The sequence below is a fragment of the Exiguobacterium sp. UBA6309 genome (assembly GCF_002439205.1).
Lineage (GTDB): Bacteria > Bacillota > Bacilli > Exiguobacteriales > Exiguobacteriaceae > Exiguobacterium_A.
Window position 1 is genome coordinate 1 of record NZ_DJTL01000008.1, and the last position, 21,364, is coordinate 21,364.

20 protein-coding genes are annotated in these 21,364 nt (G+C 46.9%); 7 read left to right on the plus strand and 13 right to left on the minus strand.

The window, feature by feature from the left end; genetic code table 11:
- Nucleotides 1–147: 147 nt before the first annotated feature.
- The 8 genes from B3M90_RS01020 to B3M90_RS01055 form a co-directional block, all read right to left on the minus strand.
- On the minus strand, nucleotides 148–714 hold the full coding sequence (locus B3M90_RS01020; RefSeq protein WP_290782226.1) for a 3'-5' exonuclease: 567 nt from the start codon (nucleotides 712–714) through the stop codon (nucleotides 148–150).
- Between the two features lie 108 nt (nucleotides 715–822).
- Nucleotides 823–2,211 (minus strand): MATE family efflux transporter, encoded by a 1,389-nt coding sequence (locus tag B3M90_RS01025; protein ID WP_290782228.1) that lies wholly within the window; start codon nucleotides 2,209–2,211, stop codon nucleotides 823–825.
- Between the two features lie 150 nt (nucleotides 2,212–2,361).
- Nucleotides 2,362–3,435 carry a site-2 protease family protein gene (locus tag B3M90_RS01030; RefSeq protein WP_214856645.1) on the minus strand — a complete coding sequence of 358 codons (1,074 nt, stop codon included), beginning with the start codon at nucleotides 3,433–3,435 and terminating at the stop codon, nucleotides 2,362–2,364.
- Nucleotides 3,436–3,502: 67 nt separating this feature from the next.
- The gene (locus B3M90_RS01035; protein ID WP_290782231.1) at nucleotides 3,503–4,774 is read right to left on the minus strand and encodes a HAMP domain-containing sensor histidine kinase; all 1,272 of its coding nucleotides are present in this window, start codon (nucleotides 4,772–4,774) and stop codon (nucleotides 3,503–3,505) included.
- Nucleotides 4,771–5,454, minus strand: coding sequence for a response regulator transcription factor (locus B3M90_RS01040; RefSeq protein WP_290782233.1), 684 nt, complete (start codon nucleotides 5,452–5,454; stop codon nucleotides 4,771–4,773). The genes B3M90_RS01035 and B3M90_RS01040 overlap by 4 nt, the downstream gene beginning before the upstream one ends.
- Nucleotides 5,455–5,473: 19 nt before the next feature.
- Entirely contained in the window at nucleotides 5,474–6,358 is an 885-nt protein-coding gene (locus B3M90_RS01045) for a hypothetical protein (protein ID WP_290782236.1), read from the minus strand.
- 98 nt (nucleotides 6,359–6,456) lie between these two features.
- The gene (locus B3M90_RS01050; RefSeq protein ID WP_214856642.1) at nucleotides 6,457–7,008 is read right to left on the minus strand and encodes a maltose acetyltransferase domain-containing protein; all 552 of its coding nucleotides are present in this window, start codon (nucleotides 7,006–7,008) and stop codon (nucleotides 6,457–6,459) included.
- 122 nt (nucleotides 7,009–7,130) lie between these two features.
- Complete coding sequence (locus B3M90_RS01055) at nucleotides 7,131–8,015, minus strand: SDR family oxidoreductase (protein ID WP_214856640.1); 885 nt, start codon at nucleotides 8,013–8,015, stop codon at nucleotides 7,131–7,133.
- A gap of 131 nt (nucleotides 8,016–8,146) precedes the next feature.
- On the opposite strand from B3M90_RS01055, the gene B3M90_RS01060 reads away from it, so the two are divergent.
- On the plus strand, nucleotides 8,147–8,620 hold the full coding sequence (locus tag B3M90_RS01060) for a VOC family protein (RefSeq protein WP_035412154.1): 474 nt from the start codon (nucleotides 8,147–8,149) through the stop codon (nucleotides 8,618–8,620).
- A 153-nt stretch (nucleotides 8,621–8,773) separates the two neighbouring features.
- Here the strand turns inward: B3M90_RS01060 and B3M90_RS01065 are convergent, their stop codons facing one another.
- Nucleotides 8,774–10,123 carry an FAD-dependent oxidoreductase gene (locus tag B3M90_RS01065; RefSeq protein ID WP_214856639.1) on the minus strand — a complete coding sequence of 450 codons (1,350 nt, stop codon included), beginning with the start codon at nucleotides 10,121–10,123 and terminating at the stop codon, nucleotides 8,774–8,776.
- A gap of 411 nt (nucleotides 10,124–10,534) precedes the next feature.
- On the opposite strand from B3M90_RS01065, the gene B3M90_RS01070 reads away from it, so the two are divergent.
- Together B3M90_RS01070 and B3M90_RS01075 are read left to right on the plus strand one after the other, a co-directional pair.
- The gene (locus tag B3M90_RS01070; RefSeq protein WP_214856638.1) at nucleotides 10,535–11,152 is read left to right on the plus strand and encodes a YitT family protein; all 618 of its coding nucleotides are present in this window, start codon (nucleotides 10,535–10,537) and stop codon (nucleotides 11,150–11,152) included.
- Between the two features lie 101 nt (nucleotides 11,153–11,253).
- On the plus strand, nucleotides 11,254–11,820 hold the full coding sequence (locus B3M90_RS01075) for a GNAT family N-acetyltransferase (protein ID WP_290782238.1): 567 nt from the start codon (nucleotides 11,254–11,256) through the stop codon (nucleotides 11,818–11,820).
- A gap of 193 nt (nucleotides 11,821–12,013) precedes the next feature.
- Here the strand turns inward: B3M90_RS01075 and B3M90_RS01080 are convergent, their stop codons facing one another.
- The gene (locus B3M90_RS01080; RefSeq protein ID WP_290782240.1) at nucleotides 12,014–13,189 is read right to left on the minus strand and encodes a hypothetical protein; all 1,176 of its coding nucleotides are present in this window, start codon (nucleotides 13,187–13,189) and stop codon (nucleotides 12,014–12,016) included.
- 150 nt (nucleotides 13,190–13,339) lie between these two features.
- The gene (locus B3M90_RS01085) at nucleotides 13,340–13,867 is read right to left on the minus strand and encodes a YbjN domain-containing protein (protein WP_023469644.1); all 528 of its coding nucleotides are present in this window, start codon (nucleotides 13,865–13,867) and stop codon (nucleotides 13,340–13,342) included.
- A gap of 201 nt (nucleotides 13,868–14,068) precedes the next feature.
- Here B3M90_RS01085 and B3M90_RS01090 point away from each other — a divergent pair, with 201 nt between their 5' ends.
- From B3M90_RS01090 to B3M90_RS01100, 3 genes are all read left to right on the plus strand, one after another.
- Nucleotides 14,069–16,522 (plus strand): CoA-disulfide reductase, encoded by a 2,454-nt coding sequence (locus tag B3M90_RS01090; protein WP_290782242.1) that lies wholly within the window; start codon nucleotides 14,069–14,071, stop codon nucleotides 16,520–16,522.
- A gap of 181 nt (nucleotides 16,523–16,703) precedes the next feature.
- Entirely contained in the window at nucleotides 16,704–18,149 is a 1,446-nt protein-coding gene (locus B3M90_RS01095) for an alanine/glycine:cation symporter family protein (protein ID WP_290782244.1), read from the plus strand.
- Nucleotides 18,150–18,234: 85 nt separating this feature from the next.
- Entirely contained in the window at nucleotides 18,235–18,696 is a 462-nt protein-coding gene (locus B3M90_RS01100; protein ID WP_290782246.1) for a hypothetical protein, read from the plus strand.
- A 124-nt stretch (nucleotides 18,697–18,820) separates the two neighbouring features.
- On the opposite strand, the gene B3M90_RS01105 is transcribed toward B3M90_RS01100, so the two are convergent.
- Nucleotides 18,821–19,633 carry an aldo/keto reductase gene (locus tag B3M90_RS01105; protein ID WP_056059907.1) on the minus strand — a complete coding sequence of 271 codons (813 nt, stop codon included), beginning with the start codon at nucleotides 19,631–19,633 and terminating at the stop codon, nucleotides 18,821–18,823.
- A 159-nt stretch (nucleotides 19,634–19,792) separates the two neighbouring features.
- Between B3M90_RS01105 and B3M90_RS01110 the strand changes: the two genes are divergently transcribed.
- Nucleotides 19,793–19,996, plus strand: coding sequence for a hypothetical protein (locus B3M90_RS01110; RefSeq protein WP_035412176.1), 204 nt, complete (start codon nucleotides 19,793–19,795; stop codon nucleotides 19,994–19,996).
- Between the two features lie 39 nt (nucleotides 19,997–20,035).
- Here the strand turns inward: B3M90_RS01110 and B3M90_RS01115 are convergent, their stop codons facing one another.
- Nucleotides 20,036–21,346, minus strand: a complete 1,311-nt coding sequence (locus B3M90_RS01115; RefSeq protein WP_290757300.1) for a Na+/H+ antiporter NhaC family protein — start codon at nucleotides 21,344–21,346, stop codon at nucleotides 20,036–20,038.
- Between the last annotated feature and the right edge of the window lie 18 nt (nucleotides 21,347–21,364).

Consider the following 21,364-nt stretch of genomic DNA (forward strand, 5'->3'; position numbering starts at 1 on the left):
GCAATTTTGCGCTGTCAGAGACAAACAAGACCCGTTTTCCTGCTCGAATGAAGCAGGAAAACGGGCTTGTGTCTCGCCTGAGGAAAGGGCGTGAAAAGACGCGTAATTTTTTGGAGTCATCCCTGTTATCTACAATTTTTTTGTTTATTAATAGGCAACCTGTCCCATCCGAACGCCACAAAACGTATGCAAGGTGACCGGATCCTGTAGATTCGTCCGTTCCAACATATCGTTTAAGAGTAACGCACAGACGTAGGCATCTTCTTTTGCATCATGGTGCTGGAAAGAGACGTTGAGAAACTCTGCCATCGTATTCAATCGATGGTTCGGCAACCAAGGATACAATTTGCGGGATAATTTGACCGTGCAGCCGTAGGTGAAAGCGGGCATCTGGTACATATCGTATTTTTGAATCGCTTTTTGGAGTGCCCCCATATCAAATGATGCATTGTGAGCAACGATCAGTTGAGCGCCTGAAATCAAATCGTATAAGCCATGGGCTTCCATTGCTTCAGGTAACGTCGGTGCATCAAAGACATCACTCGGACGAATTCCATGGACCCGGATGTTTCCAGCATCGAAGTTCTCTTCTGGGTTGATTAAGACCTGTTTACTCTCCGTGACACGACCGTTCGCGAGAACGGACCAACCAAACGCACAAATGCTTCGGCTATTCCGATTTGCCGTTTCAAAGTCAATCGCTAATGTATACATGCAGCAGGCTCCTTTCTGTCATTCACTAGTAACAGAATACATGTTCGTATTCTGGAAGTCCATCAAAAAAGACCATCTGCAAAGCAGACGATCTTAGATCCATTCCAGTCACTTCGCGGTAGCGACTTTTTGTTCCTCTGCGACGTACTCTTCCGGTTTAAATAACAGAACGCGATCTTTATAGGCGAAGACAAGCGCCGTCAAAACAGCCATTGCATCAGCGATCGGAAAAGCGACCCAGACACCATTGACACCGAAGAACACTGGCAATATCAAGACGAGTGGAATCGTGTATAACGTTTGGCGCGACAAAGACAAGAATAAAGCGACTTTTGCTTTTGCAAGCGATTGGTACATTCCGTTGACAATCATTTGAATTCCGTAGACGAACGATAAGGCGAATAAGATGCGCATCGCACTCGAGCCTTCCTGTAGAAGTGTCGCCTCTTCTGTGAACAAGCCGACCCAAAAACGAGGGAACAGTTGAATGAGTAACCACAAGCTGATCGATAACGATAAACCGTAGCGGATTGCCAACTTGATGGCAAGCGACATCCGGCTAAACTGCCGGGATCCGAAATTATATCCGACGATCGGTTGCATCCCTTGCACGATCCCCATGATCGGCATACCGACGAGCGCCATGAACTTATTGATGACCGCAAACGTAGCTAGTTCTGTCGTACCACCGTACCGGACGAGCATATGGTTGACGGTGATGAACAAAATCGATTGGGAGACTTGCATGATGAACGATGATGATCCAATTTGCATCATCCGGAACGTTAATCGGAAATCAGGTTTGAAAGCATTCCGATCGAGTGTTAACCCCGTTTGCCGACGTTTCGTAAAGAAGAATCGGAAAACAAGTGCAGCACCGACGATTTGCGCAACTACTGTCCCGAGTGCAGCACCTTGGATGCCCCAATCAAGACCAAAGATGAACAGCGGTGTCAGGACGATGTTGATGGCAACCGTCGTCAGCATGACGCGCATCTGATAGTTCGCGCGTCCTTCTGCGCGTAACATTGCACTCGACGCCATCGTCAACATGAAGAAAGGAGATCCGATCAAGAGGACGCGTAAGAAATCGATACTGTACGGCATGATCTCATCCGTCGCTCCAAAGAGACGTAGCAACGGTTCGACGAAGATGAAAGCACTGATGATAGCGAGCATACTGATGAAGAAAACAGCCATCAAGACGTTGGCATAAGCACGACTGGAACCATCTATTTGTTTTTGACCGAGTCGTTGTGACGCAATTGCAGCACCACCAATCCCGATCGAGTTGGCGATTGCCATTAATACGAGCTGGACGGGGAAAGCGATTCCGACGGCGGCCACGGCAGCCGTACCGATTCCTTGAGCGACGAAAATCGTATCGATGATATTGTAGAGTGCCGTGACGAGCATCCCGACCATCGCTGGTAAAGAGAGACTAAGTAAAAGCTGATTGACAGGTGCTTCACCCAAACGGGCAGTGTTTTTATTCATGGAAGGAGAACCTCCTATTTTAGACAAGTGGTAAGTAGGGTTTTACTCAGAGTAGTCGCTTCTTTAACGAGATGCAAGAAATCACTCTAGTCAATGTGTTCGTTCTATGAAAAAAGGATGCGCCATGAAGCGCATCCGATGGATCTCGATTTAAGATGGTGTAGGCAGGTAACCTTTCGAATATTCGAAAGCAACGAATAAAATAGCACCGAGCGCCAAATAAGCGAGGAGCGTGATCGTTTGTTGTTTTTTCGGCATCTGATGATACTGAACAGACTCTTCAGCAAGACGAAGTGGTTCAATCCGCTGATCGATTCGTCGCAACAACGCATCGTAGTCGTTCGCAGCATCATATTGATACCGTAACAGATCGTCCGCTTCCTGACGTGCCTCTTCTGGACTCGCTTGTCGCAAATCTTGTAAATCGAGACGAAGCGACCAAGCAATCGGATCGTACGTACTTTCGACCGTTTGTTCTTCCTCCACTTCCGGTGCAAGAGCGACTTCAGCGTTTGCACGTTCCTGCTCCGCCTTTGCCCGTAAGACGCGTTCGCGTGCAGCACGATACAACATTAAGGTCGACCGGTTCGCCTCATATTGTTTCGCGAACTTATACCGTTTCCAAACGGCACTGCCGCCTAAAAAGGCAATCAAGAGCAAAATCAGACTAAAGTGGGTGATACCGTAGGCAATCAAGGCAGCAAGTCCCGCGACCCAGACGATGATCGGAAGTCCCGCAAGAATCCGTCCGCCGTCAAGTGGACTGACGGGAAGTAGGTTGAAGAGATTCAATAGAGCCCCGAGGTGGAAGATGACGAGCCAGAAGTCATTTCCGGTCACAGCATATCCGATCGCAAGCGGAATCAGGGATACGAGACCCGCGAGTGGTCCACCGTACGCGAGAATCGCTTCTTGTTTTGGCGTTCGAAATGTATCCTTGATGCCGATGACGGCTCCCATGAACGGTACGAAAATCGCAGGACCGGTCTTAAAACCGAGTCGTTTAGCGGCGAGTAGATGTCCCATCTCATGAATGAATAGGAGATAAAGCAATCCGACCCCGAACCAAACACCGAATATTTGAGCGTAAAAGAGAAGAGAGATTCCGAACGAAATCAGAGTGCCTCCGAACTTTGAAAATTTCAATAAGGCAAGGATGACCTTTCCTTTCGTCAAGAGAAAGGCGCCGGCAACAGCAAGTCCACCCCAACGTTTTTTAGCCATCGTGAAGTTCCTTCTTTCATCATGTGACGTTCTTCCTTAAGTGTACGACACAATTGTAGAAAAAGTTTCATTCAGACTGCTCGGGGATTAAATAGAAACAACTGCCATCTGGTTGACGGGCTTCACTACCGACCTTAAAATGATGTGTCGTCGCAAGTGCAGCAGCAATCGACAATCCGAGTCCACTTCCTGAACGATCGCGTGCTGCATCAAGTCGGTAAAACCGGTCGAATAACCGAGCGCGTTCTTCGTCCGTTAAAGACGTTCCCCGATCAAGGACAGCCAGACGTTCTTTGCGCAGGTGCAATTCTGGTGAAGTAGCATACTTCAGGACATTATCGATATAGATCGTCAAGATACGTAACACCGCTTCGCGATTTGCCCGAATCGTTCCGGAGGCATCAACAGGAATGATCGTCCCTGTCGCGTGATACATCCGATCAGCGAGTTCGCTTCCAAGCTCTGCTAAGTCAATCACTTCGACAGACGTTTCCTCGTAACCGAGACGAGACAATTCGAGCATAGGCTCAATCAAGGTCGTCCGCATCGCATGTGTTTCCTGCAAGATATGTTCAATCGATTCATCGAGTACGTCGGGCTTCGTTTTGCCCCAGCGTTTCAATAATTGAGTGTATCCCTCAATGACGGTCAAGGGTGTCTTCATCTCATGCGAGACATCGGCGACGAACTGCCGTTGTTGTTCCATCGTTTGATCGACACGCCCAATCATCTGATTGAAGACGCGACCGAGGCGACCGATCTCATCATCACGTTCGGTCTGCACGGTCTCAAGCGTTCCAGAAGACGAGATCCGTTGCATCGTATCATTTAGTTGCCTGAGCGGGCGGAGCGTCTGATACGCAATCCAGAAGCTACTGATGAACGCGATGACGATTCCAACGACCAACACGATGGTGAAGGTCAAAACAAGTGTCGAGACCGTATCATCGACGCTCTCATCTTCGAACAGATAGGCTTGATCCTGATAGACGATGCCGAACCAATCGCCAGACTTAAAAGGTTCGTTCGAACGCGGGATACCGGGGAGGTCATTTGCTTGTACGTCTCCGTTAACAGTAGAGGAGTCGTCGCCATCTTCATCGTTTGAGATGACCCAGCGTCCATTTTCGTTCGATAAGACGACAGCATCCTCATGAAGCGTCAGCAATGTCCGGACCGATGAATCATCTTCCATCAATTCCTCTGCCTGTTCCAGTTGGGTATAACGCGATTCAATTAAATGATTTTGGACGACGAGTGTCACGACGATGAACGAAAGGAATAACAAGAGTGTCGTAAAGGCGGTGACGGATAAAGCAAGCTTCGTTCGAAGCTTCATGGGATCGCCTCCCGTAGCACATAACCAACCCCACGAACGGTCTGAATCAAAGCTGGAGGGTGGGCATCGACTTTTTTGCGAAGATAACGGATGTAGACGTCGACGATGTTCGTCTCGCCGAAGTAATCGTACCCCCAGACGCGATTTAGGATTTGTTCACGTGTCAGGACATGTTCCTTGTTTTCTAGTAAATATGTCAGAAGTTCGAACTCACGTGGTGTCAAATCGAGTCGCCCTTCATTGCGAAATGCTTCATGTCGATCAAGATTGAGTACAAGATCGGCGAATTGTAACGTGCGCGGTGCGTTATTAGTTGAAGTCGGAGTGCGTAATAACGCTCGGATCCGAGCAAGGAGTTCCTCCATCTCGAACGGTTTCGTCACATAATCATTCGCACCAAGATCGAGTCCCGCGACTTTATCGTACACTTCTCCACGTGCTGTTAGCATAATGACGGGGACGTGAATACCTTTTCCACGGAGCCTGCGCAACACCTCGAAGCCGCTCAGCTCCGGCATCATCACGTCGAGTAAGACGAGATCAACCGAATGCTCAGCGGCAACGAGACCATCTTTTCCGTTGGGGGCGACTCGTGTCGCGTACCCGGCATATTGGAGTTCGAGTTCAAGGAGCCGTGCGATTTTCGCGTCGTCCTCAACGATTAAGATGGTGGTTGACATAAACATCCTCCTTTAATGATCATTCATCGATTTCTGTCACTTCGTCTGATGCGTTCAACTCAAGTTTGACGGAACTACCAACTCGGACGTCATCATCTTGTTCCATGTTTGATGCACGAGAGTACGATTTTTGGGCACCATTCTGTTCGATGATGATTTCTTGATTCGTTACTTTAGAGAGTGTACCGCGGATTTCTTGCTCCCGTGCATCGTCACCGTCTTCATCGCGTACATCATTACGATTTTCGTCATCATCTTCCCGATCAAGCTCACGGACTTGACCATCTGCATTCAATTCGATTTTTACGGTATCCCCAGATTTCGCAGCGTCAAGTTCCGCACGATCCGCCATCGCGTAGATCGTCTCTTGTCCATCTTGTTCGAGTGTCAATTCACTTTGTGATAGGGCACGAAGGATACCGTATCGTTCATTCGCATCGTCCGATGAATCATTTGAGCGATTGCCATCGTCCTCTCGGTCATTGCGATCATCTGGATCTTCTCGCTCAAGTTCCGTGATTTGCTGATTCGCATTCAGATCGATTTTGACCCAATCCTCTTTTTGCACGGCTTCACGTTCTACTGACGAAGCAAAGTCATACGTCTGAGCGTCACCGTTAACGTCGATCGTCATCGAACGATCTGATAGTTTCTGCAATTTGCCTTCGATTTCTTGATCGTCACGCATTGAAGCAGGAAGCTTTTGCTCGACTTGGCGCGAAGCAGCTTCGACTTTTTGCTCTGCCTGCTGTGAAGTGGTGACCGTCGAGTTGACGAGAGAGTGTCCTGGGCCTGTGAAGAGTAGGAACGCACCAGCTCCTGTTAAGACTGTACCCGTTACGGCAAGTGTAGCGATTCCTTTTTTGAAACGTTTATTTCCTTTATCTGTTCGTTTTTCAGTCATGATGATGTCCTCCCTTAAGTAGTGGCTGTTGTTCTTATACATAGAATAACCAGACCACGTGAAAGGAAGCTGAGGAACAGATTAGAATTTGATGAGAATTAGATCGTCTTGATGATCCGAGCTGGATTTCCACCAACGACGCTGTTTGCCGGGACATCCTTGACGACGACACTACCTGAGGCAATAACTGCATTATCTCCGATCGTCACACCGGGATTGATGACCGCGCGTCCACCGATCCAGACATTGTTCCCGATGACGACCGGTTTTCCTAATTCATAACCGCTATTGCGCTCGACAGGATCGAGTGGATGGGTCGCGGTATAGATATGTACTCCTGGAGCAAACATGCAGTTGTCGCCGATCGTAATCGGACAAATATCGAGCAAGACACAGTCATAGTTGGCATAAAAACGAGCCCCTAACGTAATGTTGTAGCCATAATCACATTTAAAGGTCGGTTCGATGTAAAAGTCGGCTTGCTCCGTCTGAAATAATTGTTGCAAAAGCATCTTTCGCTTGGCACGATCATGGACACTCAATTGATTAAACTCATAGCAGAGCGATTGTGCCCGGATGCGGTCGGCAACGAGTTCCGGATCTTGTGCTAAATAGAGTTCCCCTTTAATCATCTTTTCTTTTTCAGTCATCTGATTCACTCCTTCATCGTTATTACTTTCATTAGACTAAATGGCACCGGGTGATGCAACTGATATCCCGTTAAGACACGCGAAAACAGGATAGCCGAAGCTACCCTGTCGAGATTCGATCCTTATGCTAACTCGATTCCACCTGTGACACCATAGATTTGCGCTGTGACATAGCTTGCAGCGTCTGAAGCAAGGAAGACATAGACATCAGACAGTTCGACCGGTTGACCACTTCGTTTCAGTGGTGTTTCCTGCCCGAACTCTGGAATGTTCTCGCTTGGCTGACCACCCGAGATTTGAAGCGGTGTCCAAATCGGACCAGGTGCGACGGAGTTGACACGGATTCCTTTTGGCGCGACTTGTTTAGCGAGTCCACGCGTGAAACCGTTGATGGCAAACTTCGTCGAAGCGTAATCCAAGAGATTCGCGCTTGGATTATATCCTTGGACAGATGTCGTCGTGATAATCGAAGCGCCTTCCTTTAAGAGTGGCAAGGCTGCCTTGACGACCCAGAAGAGGGAGAAGACGTTGATTTCGTATGTCTTGCGTAATTGCTCCGTCGAAAGGTCGAGAATGTTTTCGACAGCTTGTTGTTTACCCGCGACAAGTGCCAAAATGTCGAGTCCACCGAGTGATTCATGTGCTTCTTTGACGAGTTGTCCACAGAACGCTTCATCACTTAAATCACCAGGTAAGAGATATGCTTTTTGTCCCGCTGCTTCAACGAGTGCTTTGACCTCTTCAGCATCCTGTTGTTCTTCCGGTAAGTAGTTAAGGACGATATCAGCCCCTTCACGTGCGTAGGCGATTGCTGCTGCTCGGCCGATGCCGGAGTCGCCACCCGTAATCAGTGCTTTTTTGCCGATCAATTTGCCAGAACCTTTATAACTTTCTTCTCCACAATCGGGAACAGGTTCCATTTTTGCTTGAACCGCTGGAGCGTCCTGATATTGTTTTGGGAAATCGTCATTGAAGTATTGTGTTAACGGATTTTTCGATGCAGCCATGTAAACATTCCCCCTGAAAGTTGGTTTTGATATAGGTTGTATGTTCCCTCAACAGGTCGGATTAAACGTTTTTGATGGTAGTAAATTTGGAAATTGATGGTTTACACTCGAAAAAGAGGAGTGTGAAGAAGATGATTGCTGGACTGTATGAAGCTCATTTACCGGTCAAAGAGCTCGAACGATCGATTGTCTTTTACGAAGAGTTAGGTCTTGAATGTGCGTTCCGAAATGAACGCGTCGCTTTCTTTTGGATCGAGCACGGTAAGAGTTGGTTGGGGCTATGGAAAGCAGGTCAAGCTGAGTTACCGTATCATCCGTCGATTCGCCATGTTGCGTTTCGGATGGAGCATGAAAATATCGACAAAGCACAGGACTGGTTAAAGGAGAGAGGGATTGAAGTTCGATCAGCCTTCGGTGTAGCAGGAGCAAATCAACCGCTCGTTCTCGATAATCATCCACATGCGCACGCAGCAATCTACTTCGAGGATCCAGATGGTAATTCACTCGAATTGATCGCACCGTTACGCTTTGATATGGAGACGATGAACGGAACGATGTCGTATCAGGACTGGCAGCATCTTTATCAGATTGAAACGGAAAAATGAAGAGGTGACTGTAACGTTCAGTCATTGATTACGCATTCAAATCGCAAACTGCATGACGTGTTCTTTTATAGAAAACGGTTCGAAATGAACAAAAAGTGCAATCTTTCTCCTCATAATAGAGAAAAATTGCACTTAATCTATCTTGCAATAAATTTAGACACGAGCTGATTGGCGCTCGCTCATTGCTTGTAGAGCTGCTTGGTTTAGTAAGTTCCACGGTTTGTTGTAGTGCGGTTGGAAGAAGAAATCGACGAAAGCGAGCTCTTCAAGTGTCATGTCATTTTGAATCGCGACAGAAAGTGTGTTCATTGCCTGTGTCAAATCAACTTTTGAGATGATTTGTGCACCGACGACACGATGTGTTGCCGTCTCGAAGACGAGCTTCAATTGGACGTCTTCTGCTGTTGGCATGAACTCTGGACGATACGCATCTGTAACTGTCGTGCTGCTCACTTCAAGTCCGAACAAGGGTGCCGCTTCTTCTGTCAAACCAGTCGACGCGATGTTCAAATCATATAAGCGAAGACCAGATGTGCCTTGTGTTCCTTGGTAACGAATCTTTGGCGCGAGTAAGTTTTTTCCGATGAGCGTACCCATCCGGACAGCATTCGTTGCGAGTGGAATATAGGCATGTGTCCGAGCTGGGTTGTAATAGACGGCACAGCTGTCACCAGCAGCAAAAATGTTCGGGTTGCTCGTCCGCATATAATCGTCAACGATGATGGCACCGTTCGGTAACATATCGACTTGTCCTTTTAAGAGTTCCGTGCTTGGGCGGAAACCGACACAGAGAATGACGAGATCCGTTTCAAATGTGCCTTTATCTGTAACGACGTGTGTGACAGCACCGTTTTCTCCTTTGAAGCTTTGGACGGTTTGTCCAAGTTCAAGACGAATGCCGCGATCTGTTAATTCGCGTTCAATGACGTCAGTGAACGAGCGGTCGAGGTATTTGTTGAGAATGCGATCTGCACTGTCGATGAACGTAACATCTTTTCCGTAGGCTTCAAACGCTTCGACGAGTTCAGCACCGATATAGCCTGCACCAACGACCGTGATCCGCTCTGCATCTGATGCTTTTTCGATGATTGTTTGAGCGTGGTGATAGTTTTTACAGAGCTCGATTTGGTTCAACTCAATACCAGGAAGCATTGGAATGATTGGCCAAGATCCAGTCGTCATGATGAGTTTATCGTACGTATCGTGAACGACTTCACCAGTCATGAGGTTTTTCGCAACGATCGTCTGACGTTCACTATCGATTTCAAGTACATCATGTTTCAGACGCATCTCGGCTCCGAGCTCAGCAAGTTCACTTGGTGACGAGTAAAATAGCGATTCCGCGTGCTTGACGACACCACCGACGTGAAGTGCGATCCCACAAGAGAGAAACGATACATTGTCATTCCGCTCATAAACGGTGATCTCGACATCTTGTTGTGAAGCGAGTTCTTTGACTGCTGCTGTTCCTGCGTGTGTACATCCGATGACTGCTACTTTCATGGGTAAAGTCTCCTTTGTGTTTTGTTTGTGATGTAAATCACATTCATTTGATATACTTAGTGTAATCCTTCACAAGTTCACTTTCAAGTAGTTTGTTCAACATTGAGCATAATCTTGTCTAAATTGTGAATGAGTGAGCAAAAGTGTTTGGATTATGTGAAGAATGCGTAAAACTGTTTTAGTTACTGAAATTCGGGTTATAATGAAAATAGATTTTTAATGAAGGGGTGGAAACCGATGGATACCGAGAGGACCAATCATCTATTCAGCTTACCTGATTTTTAGCAGTACCGGTCAAGACGAACAAGACGGTAATGGCTTATAAAAATCAGGGAGAGCGAAAATAGATGAATACCCAAACGGAACGTATAAAACCTCTCCCACGATGTAAATGGGAGAGGACAATAAAACATGAAACGAATCGCAACCATCTTAACCGGGACGCTGATCATGGCGTTCGGTTACTACACATTGAATGAACAGTTCGGATTAGCAGAAGGCGGCTTTATCGGATTATCGTTGCTCGGTCGATACTTTTTTGATATCAATCCTTCGATCTCGATGATCGTGTTCGATATTCCATTTTTCATTGGCGCTTTGTACTTCAAAGGAAAACGTTTCGTCAGCGAAGCGTTACTTTCAGCAGGTGCGTTATCACTCTTTTACGAGATGTGGCACCGACTCGATTTGTTCCACTTTCCAGAACAGGCTTGGCCAGCGACACTTATCGCAGCGATCGCTAGCGGAATCGTGACCGGATATGGTCTCGGACTTGTTTTGAAAAGTGGAGCAGCGACAGGTGGAGACGATCTACTGTCGATGGGGCTCAGTAAACTGACAGGTCTATCGATCGGGACGATTTTGTTCGGACTCGACGCCATCGTGTTAGTGATTTCACTTGTTTATCTGCCACTTAGCTTGACGTTATACACATTACTGGCCGTAGCGATCGCCGGTCGTGTTGTTGCTGTCATGACACGGGAGCCTATCATCGTACCGGCACCTGTCGTAAAGAGAGTGACGCAGTAAAACGGAGAATATCTAAAAAAATTATGTATCGGATTCGACATCGTCGAGTCCGATTTTTCAGGTTCATTAATTAGAAAATAAGTTCAAAGGAGAACGATTAGATGATTCGACAAGCACATGCTTCTGAAGCACAACAGATTGCCCCGTTGATTGAGCAAGCGATTCATGAGATTGCTGAGACATTGACGGGAACGACAGAAAAAGAAGAGGTTCTAGAAAGGCTCGCTTATTTCGTTTCCCAAACCGGAAACCGGCTCAGTCATGAGAACATCCTCGTGAAAATCATCAAGGACGAAGTAGCGGGCATCGTGATCGCTTATGCCGGAACAGAGGCGAAACAACTCGACGAACCAATTAAAGAACAATTGAAACAGTGGACAGGTCAAGACGTCCAGATCGACGTCGAGACGGAAGGACCGGTCTATTACCTGGATACCTTATCAGTGGATGCGCGTCATGGTGGAAAAGGAATTGGTACGGAACTGTTGCAGGCAGCAGCGGAAGTAGGCGAGAAACAGGGACTACAAGCGTTTACGTTAAACGCTGATCAAACGAACGTTGGAGCGCAACGACTGTATCGCCGTCTTGGCTTTAAACCGGTCCGGACGATTGAAATTAGTGGCGGTACCTTTGATTATATGGAACGTCATTACGATATACAGCAATGAAAAAACCATGTCGATCTCCACAGTGTCATTCGGGAATCGACATGGTTTTTATAGTCATGCCATCATGGCATCGTTAGTTGATACAAATCGCTTGCGCGTCTTCTGATTCGTATCGGACATCACTCGTAAAGCGGAAGCTTGGTGTAGACATGAAGAGGTTCACCTTAGCACTCCGTTTTCATAACATTTTTGCTTAGTTAAATGGTTTGAGTGCGTCCGTAATCCGTTCACCTATCATTTTGGCCTTGACGTCACCTTTTTCAACGAGCGCGAACCATTCGTTCGCATCTTTAGTGATTTGCGCTACTTTTTCTTTACCGAGACGGTTTTCAAGCGTGGGTTTCATCGCAACGATGAACAGGTTAGCTTCCATTGCTTTTGCCCGTGCTGTATCGATGTCTTTCTTCTCGATTGCTTCTTGTGTTTCTTCATAAGATTCGTCGACTTTTTCCGTCAACGCTTGTGCGAATAATCCTTCGATTTCTTTGTAAGAAACGTCAGCTGGCTTTGTCTTCGAGAAGTCATAACGTTCTTTTAGTATTTTGACAGTCTCTTCCTCGCCATCCGCTAAAGATTTTTCAATTGCAAGGAGGGAAGCATATCCTTCTGCTTGCCCTACCTGTAATTCTTTTTCGTCCGTCCCGCTTTTGACACCATCCTCGATTTTTTGAGCATAATTGAGTGCAGCCAAGTAGAACGAACGATAAATCGATTTATCCGTCACTTGTTTCGCGACATTGAAGTCACCGATTTTTTTAGTATCAATGGCTTCTTGCTGAGCAGATAGACCAGAAGTAATTGCTTGAGCAATCGCGTCTTCATTTTTGAAATCGTAGCTTACGTCGCACTTTTTCGCTGTCGGGATGAAAACGGTCTTTGCCATTGCTTCGACATCTTTGAGTGCTTCTGTTGCAGCTTCCGGTTTACCCGCAACGAGTGCTTCTTCAGCTTTTGCTTGAGTTGCCTTTTGTAATTGATAGAAATAGGATTGTAGACCTTTATCGACGAGTTGACGTGCGATGTTCTGATCGAGATTCTTCGCTTCAACATCTATTAAAGCGGATTGAATGACTTGGTCGATTTCTGGTGCTACCGTTTTGACACCACCTTTTAGTTTTGCTTCATAACTCGTCTTGACCATCTTCCAATCCATTGCTTGTCCGTCTTTCGCTTTGTCGAGTTCTGCTTTGATCGAGCTGTAGATCGTCAATTCATCTATCAATGTCGTTGCAGCGATTCCAGCATCCGCTGATTTCGTTTCTGTCGACTGCTCTTTTTTCGGTACAGTCGTATCGGTTTCGTTCGAACCGCAGGCAGCTAAGATGCCAGCTAACATAAAGATTGAAGCTACTTTTATGCGCTTTTTCATAATCGTGACCTCCTACAAAAGTGATAAGAAGTTTCTATCATGTAGTTGTTTTCAGAAATCTGAACGTAAGGAGAATAATTCATATTTTTAATTGAACTTAAATAAAAAACGGCTTTGGAATAAGAATCCAAAGCCGTCCAAAATCAAAAATCAGAACTGTTCATACAGTTTTGTCAAATACGTATAGACTTCGTCCGATGCTTGGAACATCATGACAGAATGTCCGAAGATCGCTGCTGGATTGAAGCCGTGATCCAGATCAATTGTCGATGCGATCGTGACATCACGGTCGCTATCGAGAACGACGCGGAAGTATTTGAACTCTTGGTTGAAATCGTTAATGGCATTAAGAATCGGAAGATCCTCGACACCGTCTGGTACGTGTGTCACCGTACGAGCGAACAATTCGACATCTGTCGTCGTCTTACTGAAGACGATCATCATCATCGGTTCTGCTCCTGCAGGTGTTTTTTCTTGTGTCATGAAGAAGACGTGTGTCTCATTCTCACGCGCTTCCATTGGAATGCCTTTTTCAACGAGGAAAGCTTGGAAAGCTTCTAAGTGTTGTTGCTGTTGTGGCGCGATTCCTTGTTCGTTTGTTTCGGGTTGACGATCTTGGTGAATCGGTGTCACTTTATTGTTCTCGTTTGATTCGTTCGAGTTACGTTCCTGGTCCATTGCAAAATCCCCCTTTATATACTATAGATTTAGTTTCAAGCATTTCAGAAGGAAATGCAACTAATGTCCGTTCAGATAGGAAGAAAATACAAAACGAATGGGATATGTCATATCTGTGAAGCCGCAAGCAACTGACTTGAAAATACATACCTAACAGGGTATATTGAGTGGCAGATAGTACTTCAAGGAGGAATCATTTAGATGAAAACGATCATCGTAGGTGGCGTCGCAGGTGGCGCAACGGCAGCGGCACGACTACGCCGGATTGACGAAACGGCAGAAATCATTTTGCTCGAGCGCGGAAAAGAGATCTCGTTCGCGAACTGCGGACTGCCTTACTATATTGGAGATGTCATTAAAGATCGCAATAAATTACTTGTCCAAACGCCAGAGGGGATGCATGCACGATTTAATTTAGACGTCCGTAACTTGTCGGAAGCGATTCGGATCAACCGTGAAGCGAAGACTGTCACGATCCGTAACGTTGACACAGGTGAAGAATACGATGAATCGTACGATCATCTGATTCTTTCTCCAGGTGCAAAACCAATTCGTCCGAACATTAAAGGACTGAGTGATGCAACAAATGTCTTTACGTTACGGAACATTCCGGATACGGACCGGATGCGAGAATACGTCGATACGACACGTCCGGAACGGGCAGTCGTCATCGGTGGAGGATTCATCGGTCTCGAGATGGCAGAAAATCTTGTCGAACGTGGGGCACACGTTACCCTCGTTGAAATGGCAAACCAAGTCATGGCTCCGATCGACCCGGAAATGGCAGCGATCGTTCATGAACATCTTCGGGCAAAAGGCGTCGAGCTGATTCTAGAAGATGGCGTCGCTCGTTTTGAAAAAGCAGGTCGTCGTGTCGTCTTGACAAGTGGACGCGTGATTGAGACAGAGATGAACATCTTATCAATCGGTGTCGCACCGGAGAGCACGCTCGCAGCAGATGCTGGTTTAACGCTTGGAATCAAACAGACGATTCAAGTCGACAATCAACTGCGGACATCCGATCCGTCGATTTTTGCGATTGGTGACGCGATCGAAGTTAAGGATTTTATCACGAAGGAAGCGACACATGTGCCGCTCGCATGGCCTGCGAACCGTCAAGGGCGTCTCGTCGCCGACATCATTGCCGGGCGCGATGTCCGGTACAGTGGAACGCTCGGTACAGCAGTAGCGAAAGTCTTCGATTTGACAGTCGCTTCTACCGGTAACAACGAAAAACGATTGCGTCAGCTCGGTATGCGTTATGAAGCGATTCACCTCCATCCGGGATCCCATGCGGGTTACTATCCAGGGGCGAGTCCCATTTCGATGAAGCTGTTATTTGATCCGATCGAAGGAACGATCTACGGAGCGCAGGCAATCGGCATGACAGGTGTCGAGAAACGAATCGATGTCCTCGCGACAGCGATTAAAGGTGGATTGACAGTGCTTGATCTACCAGATCTTGAACTATCATATGCACCGCCGTATAGTTCAGCAAAAGATCCGGTCAATATGGCAGGATATATTGCGTCGAACATCGTGCTTGGTGACAGTGCGAACGTTCATTGGCACGAAATCGATAAAATCGTCGCAAACGGAGGTTTGTTACTCGATGTCCGTGAACCATCGGAAAACGAGTTAGGCGCGATTCCGGGATCAGTCAATATCTCGTTACCGACGTTACGTGAGAAGTTGACTGATCTGCCGAAGGATCAAACGATCTATGTGACATGCCAAGTCGGATTACGTGGATATGTTGCAAGTCAACTGTTGCAACAACACGGTTATGATGTGAAAAACTTAAGCGGCGGATACAAAACATGGTCGGTCGTGCATCGTGATCAAGAAGCACGAAGCCAAGCGAAGGAGGAGACTGCTGTGACGGTAACGAAACGTGAGCCAACAACGAAGACTTCACCAGAACAAGTGGCGCTGCTCGATACGTGCGGTTTACAGTGCCCAGGTCCAATTTTAGAGCTGAAAACAAAAATCGATCAGATGACGGACGGCGAGCAAATTTTTGTCAAAGCGTCGGATCCGGGATTTTTACCGGACGTTCAAGCATGGGCGAAAAAACTAGGACACACAGTCCATTCAGCGGAGATGAATCAAGGGGTCGTTGAGGTCTTGCTTGAAAAAGGGCAAGGGGAGACACCTGCTGCAACACCGGTTCAAGTCAATCCGGCAGATGATGCGACGATGGTCGTCTTTAGTGGTGATCTGGATAAAGCACTTGCATCTTTCGTCATCGCACAAGGTGCACAAGCAATGGGGAAGCAAGTGACGATGTTCTTTACGTTCTGGGGCTTGAACATCATTCGAAAACCGGATGCACCGGCAGTCGAGAAAGCCGCTATTGAGCGGATGATGGGGATGATGATGCCGAAACACGCCGGGGAACTGCCACTCTCAAACATGAATATGGCAGGTGCTGGTCAAAAAATGATGAAAAAAGTCATGAAGGATAAACAAGTCGATGCACTCGAGACGATGATGGCAAAAGCGCAAGCGGCGGGTGTCCGCATGATTGCCTGCACGATGTCGATGGATATCATGGGCATTAAGAAAGAAGAACTCCTCGACGGCATTGATTACGGTGGTGTCGCGAGTTATCTCGGCGCAACAGATGGTGCTAATCTGAATCTGTTCATCTAATAAAAGAATTAACTATGTGAACGTGTTAAACCTGACATCTGATGTGAGGTTTAACACGTTTTTTATGTTCTGAGTTATAAGTGAGTTTGATTTTTCAAAAAAAATTGCGTATGATAAATCACATGTGAAAAAAACTTACATAGAAATAGAGAGAAAAGATGAATGAAAGTGAGGAGATTCGATGGAAAAAGAAGTGATGAAATTAGTAAATCGAGCAAATGATTACTTATGGACGAACGTATTAATTGTTTTACTCGTTGGACTAGGCATTTATTTTACATTCCGGATGCGGTTCGTTCAATTTCGAATGATCCCGGAGATGTTACGCTTACTGTTCCAAGGAACGGATAAAGGGAAAGATGGCGTATCGCCATTCCAAGCATTTGCGATCAGTACGGCAGCACGTGTCGGTACTGGTAATATCGCAGGTGTCGCGGCAGCAATCGCACTCGGTGGACCAGGAGCGGTCTTCTGGATGTGGTTAATCGCCTTGATCGGATCGGCATCGGCATTCGTTGAAAGTACACTCGCTCAAATTTATAAAGTGCGTGATGATAAGGCGTGGCGTGGGGGCCCTGCCTATTATATGGAGAAAGCACTCGGTCAACGTTGGTTAGGAATCTTATTTAGTGTCTTGATTACGATCTCATTCGGATTTGTCTTCAATTCCGTTCAATCGAATACGATCTCGCTTTCTCTTCAAAATCAATATGGCTTTGATGAGACATGGATTACGGTCGGACTGGTCGTGCTGACGGCACTCGTCATCTTTGGTGGCGTCCGTAGCATTGCAACCGTCGCGTCGTTCCTCGTACCGATCATGGCCGGTGGTTATATCCTGATCGCGCTCTATATCATGGCGACGAATCTTGAAGTACTGCCAAGTATTTTTAAATTGATCTTCCAAGAAGGTCTATTCGAATTCAAGACACTCGCAGGTGGTGCAGTAGGTGCAGCACTCTTGAACGGGATTCGCCGTGGTTTGTTCTCGAACGAAGCCGGTATGGGTTCAGCACCGAACGCGGCGGCAACAGCGGAAGTCTCTCACCCGGTTAAACAAGGGTTGATTCAATCGTTTGCGGTCTTCGTTGATACGTTGATGGTCTGTTCGGCGACAGCGATGATTGTTCTCGTCAGTGGTGTTCCGACAAAAGATGCGGATGGAGATGCCTTAGCCGGTATTGACTTAGCGCAAGGGGCACTTGCGTCACAAGTTGGATCATTTGCGACAGGATTCATGGCACTTGCCATCTTCCTCTTTGCCTTTAGTTCTGTCGTTGGAAACTACTATTACGGTGAATCGAACATCACGTTCATCCGTGACAATAAACAGGTCATGATGGCATACCGCGTACTCGTCCTCGTCATGATCGTCTTCGGTTCACTTGTCAATTCGGCTAGTCTCGTTTGGGCTTTAGCGGACATCTGTATGGGACTGATGGCAATCGTCAATCTGTATGCGATTTTCCGCCTCGCAAAAATCGCGAAGCTTGCGCTCGATGATTACGTGACACAACGAAAAGCAGGAAAAGAGCCGCGTTTCTATGCGGACTCGATTCCGAACTTGCCAGGCAAACATACGCTTGAAGCATGGCATGGGTCAGAAGAAGACGAAAAAGCGATCTAAGAAAAGGGAGTCAGAGAAATCTGGCTCTTTTTTTGTATAGAACGAATTTAAAAAGGGAATACAGAGTACAGAAGGGAGGGGGAGAATGGAAAACGTACATTTCGTTCGCGTCACGGATGCGGTCTGGGAGTCGTTCGGAAACGATCCCCACATCATCATGGACTGGATATTATTCATTCATGAGACACAACCCGACCATGAACAATTGTTTGCCCTCGAACAAACGAATGCCATCTACCATTTGATGAATCAAATCGATATCTATATTGATCAAGACACACATTACAACCTGGGACGAGCGATCGTTGGCGAAGAATTAATCGTTAATGAAGAGAAAGCGGCGATCGTCGGGATTCTTCCTTTACCGCTTCTGATCATTTCCGCTGAAGTGATGCGGAACTTTGATCAGCGGGCACTCGCTTCGATTCATGATGAAGCTGGAATACCGGGCGAATTCGAATATGTCTGGGAGCAGTTCGCCGATCTGCGTGCCTATTTTCAAAAGGCAGAAGAAGCGGAAGATACGATTTTGATTTATTACGTATGACTAGTATCATCTATAAAAAAGAGACCCGCTTCCAAGTCGTCGACTGGAAACGGGTCTCTCGTCGTTTAGATGAAGCAAGACGTCTTCACATGGAAGCCGTTCTTTTTTTACGATAACCTTTAGATTAAAAATCGATTTCGTCTGGATCCGGTCCGAGGCGGACATCCGTTGCCAGACGATCAATTCTCTCAAGATCATCGGCATCGAGTTGGAAATCAAAGACGTCGAAGTTTTCCGCAATGCGTGCTGGAGTAACAGATTTTGGAAGAGCAACGATACCGTTGTCGAGGTGCCAGCGCAAGACGACTTGTGAAGGTGTCTTACCATGCTTCTCTGCGATTTCCTTGAAATCATTGATTTCAAGGAATTTCCCTTGCATGAGTGGACTCCATGCTTCGACTTGGATGTTGTGATCTTGCAAGTATTCGTGCAGTTCGTGTTGCGGCAATTGTGGATGCAATTCGACTTGGTTGATCATTGGTGCCATCAAGCCCTCTTCTGCCAATGTATCGAGGTGATGTTCCTTGAAGTTCGAGACACCGATCGCTTTGATCTTGCCTGCTTCATACAGTTCAACCATTGCTTTCCACGCTTCGATATAGCCTTCGACTGGCCAGTGGATCAGGTAGAGGTCAAGGTAGTCTGTTTCGAGACGTTCGAGCGATTCTGCGAATGCTTCCTTCGTCCGACCGGCACGAATATCATCGTTCCAGACTTTCGACGTTAAGAAGAGATCCTCACGTTTCACGCCGCTTTCTTTGATTCCTTTTGCGACACCGCGCTCGTTTTTATAGACAGCAGCTGTATCGATATGACGATAGCCGACACGTAGTGCTTCAGCAACAGCAGCGGGTGCTTCTGTTTCTTCGTCTACTTGCCAGACACCGAATCCGATTTGGGGAATCGTAATACCGTTTGAAAGTTTTGCGTATTGCATGTGTTACTCCTCCTCATAAAACGTAGTTTAGATTTGCTCGTTTAGTTTAGCACGAACGAACAAAACCGTCCGTTTCCATGCTCATGGAGGAATAGAATGGGTTAAAATAAAAGAGAATTCATCACATCTGACTGTATGTCAGAAAGAGGGGGAGAAAGGATGGCTCAAAAGAATAAAAAGCTATCAAAGGGAGCTTGGCTTAGTATTAGTGCCTTGTTGGTCACGCAAGCAGTTAGCCTATTTTTCAGTGCACGAAAATCAGGACGTAACCCGTGGGTATGGGGAGGCGCGGGACTCCTTCAGTTTCCACTTCCAGCAATCGCGTATTTGATTTTAGAACGACAAGCGAAGCAGAAAAAATAATGAAACAGGTCCGATCACCATGATCGGACCTGTCGTTGGTTAAGAAGAGATTTTTTCCTGTTGAGCAACGGATTTCTTCGGACGTGGGAAACCAAAGATGATGGCAATCGATCCACAGACGAAGAGCAGGAACGGATAGAACAGATACGGAATCAGTTCCGGTGAAGCCGTCTTCGTCAACTCTGCTGCGATCAAGAGTTGTGCCCCATACGGAATGATACCTTGAATCCCACAAGAGAAGATATCAAGAATACTCGCTGATTTCTTGCGATCGATTTCATACGTATCGGCGATTTCAGCCGCGAGTGGTCCAGCGACAAGAATCGAGATCGTATTGTTCGCCGTTGCGAGGTTCGTTGCACTGACGAGTGCCGCCATACTGAATTCGGCACCGCGACGCTGTGAAATCTTGCGCGTCAACGTCTCCTTCAAGTAGGCGATTCCACCGTTGAACGTAATCAAACTGACGAGACCACCCATGAGGAGCGTCAAGATTGAAATCTCTGCCATGCCCATCATTCCTTTTGACATCGAAAGGACGAACCCACTTAAACCGAAGCTACCGTCAATCATACCGATGATGCCAGTGAGCAATGTACCACCGACGAGAACGAGGATGACGTTAACACCAAATAGTGCAAGGACGATGACGGCGAGATATGGAATCAATTTGTAGAACTCGAATGCTTTAGCCGTTACCGCATCGCCAGAACCAGAAACGAATGCGAGTAAGATGACCGTCAAGATGGCAGCCGGGAGAACGATCATGAAGTTCGTTCGGAACTTATCACGCATGTTCGTTTTTTGCGTTCGAACGGCAGCGATCGTCGTATCTGAGATGAACGACAAGTTATCGCCGAACATCGAACCCCCAACGACTGACGCTGCTGCGATTGCGACGTTGATGCCTGTTGCTTCATGAATACCGAAGGCGATCGGTGCGAGTGCAGCAATCGTTCCAGTCGAAGTTCCCATTGCCATCGAGATGAAGGCAGCGATGACGAACAGACCGCTCATCAGGAGTGACGGAGGTAGGAACGTTAAGGCAGCATTGACGGTCGCATCAATGGCGCCGATTGCTTCTGCCGTTCCAGAGAACGTACCGGCTAATAAGAAGATGAAGACCATAATCATGATATCGGGATTTCCGGCACCGGTTGCGATTCGTTCAACCGTTTGATTAATCGATCCTTTCGTCGTGATTGCAGCAAAGATCAGCGCGATCAAAGCAGCGATAAGAATCGGGAATTTGTAAAAGTCGTCATAGAAGATGCCGGCTCCGATGAAGAGGACCAGAAATACGACGAGGGGAAGCAGTGCCCATTTGTTAGGCGTGATCATTTCATTCATTGTTGACACCTCGTTTCT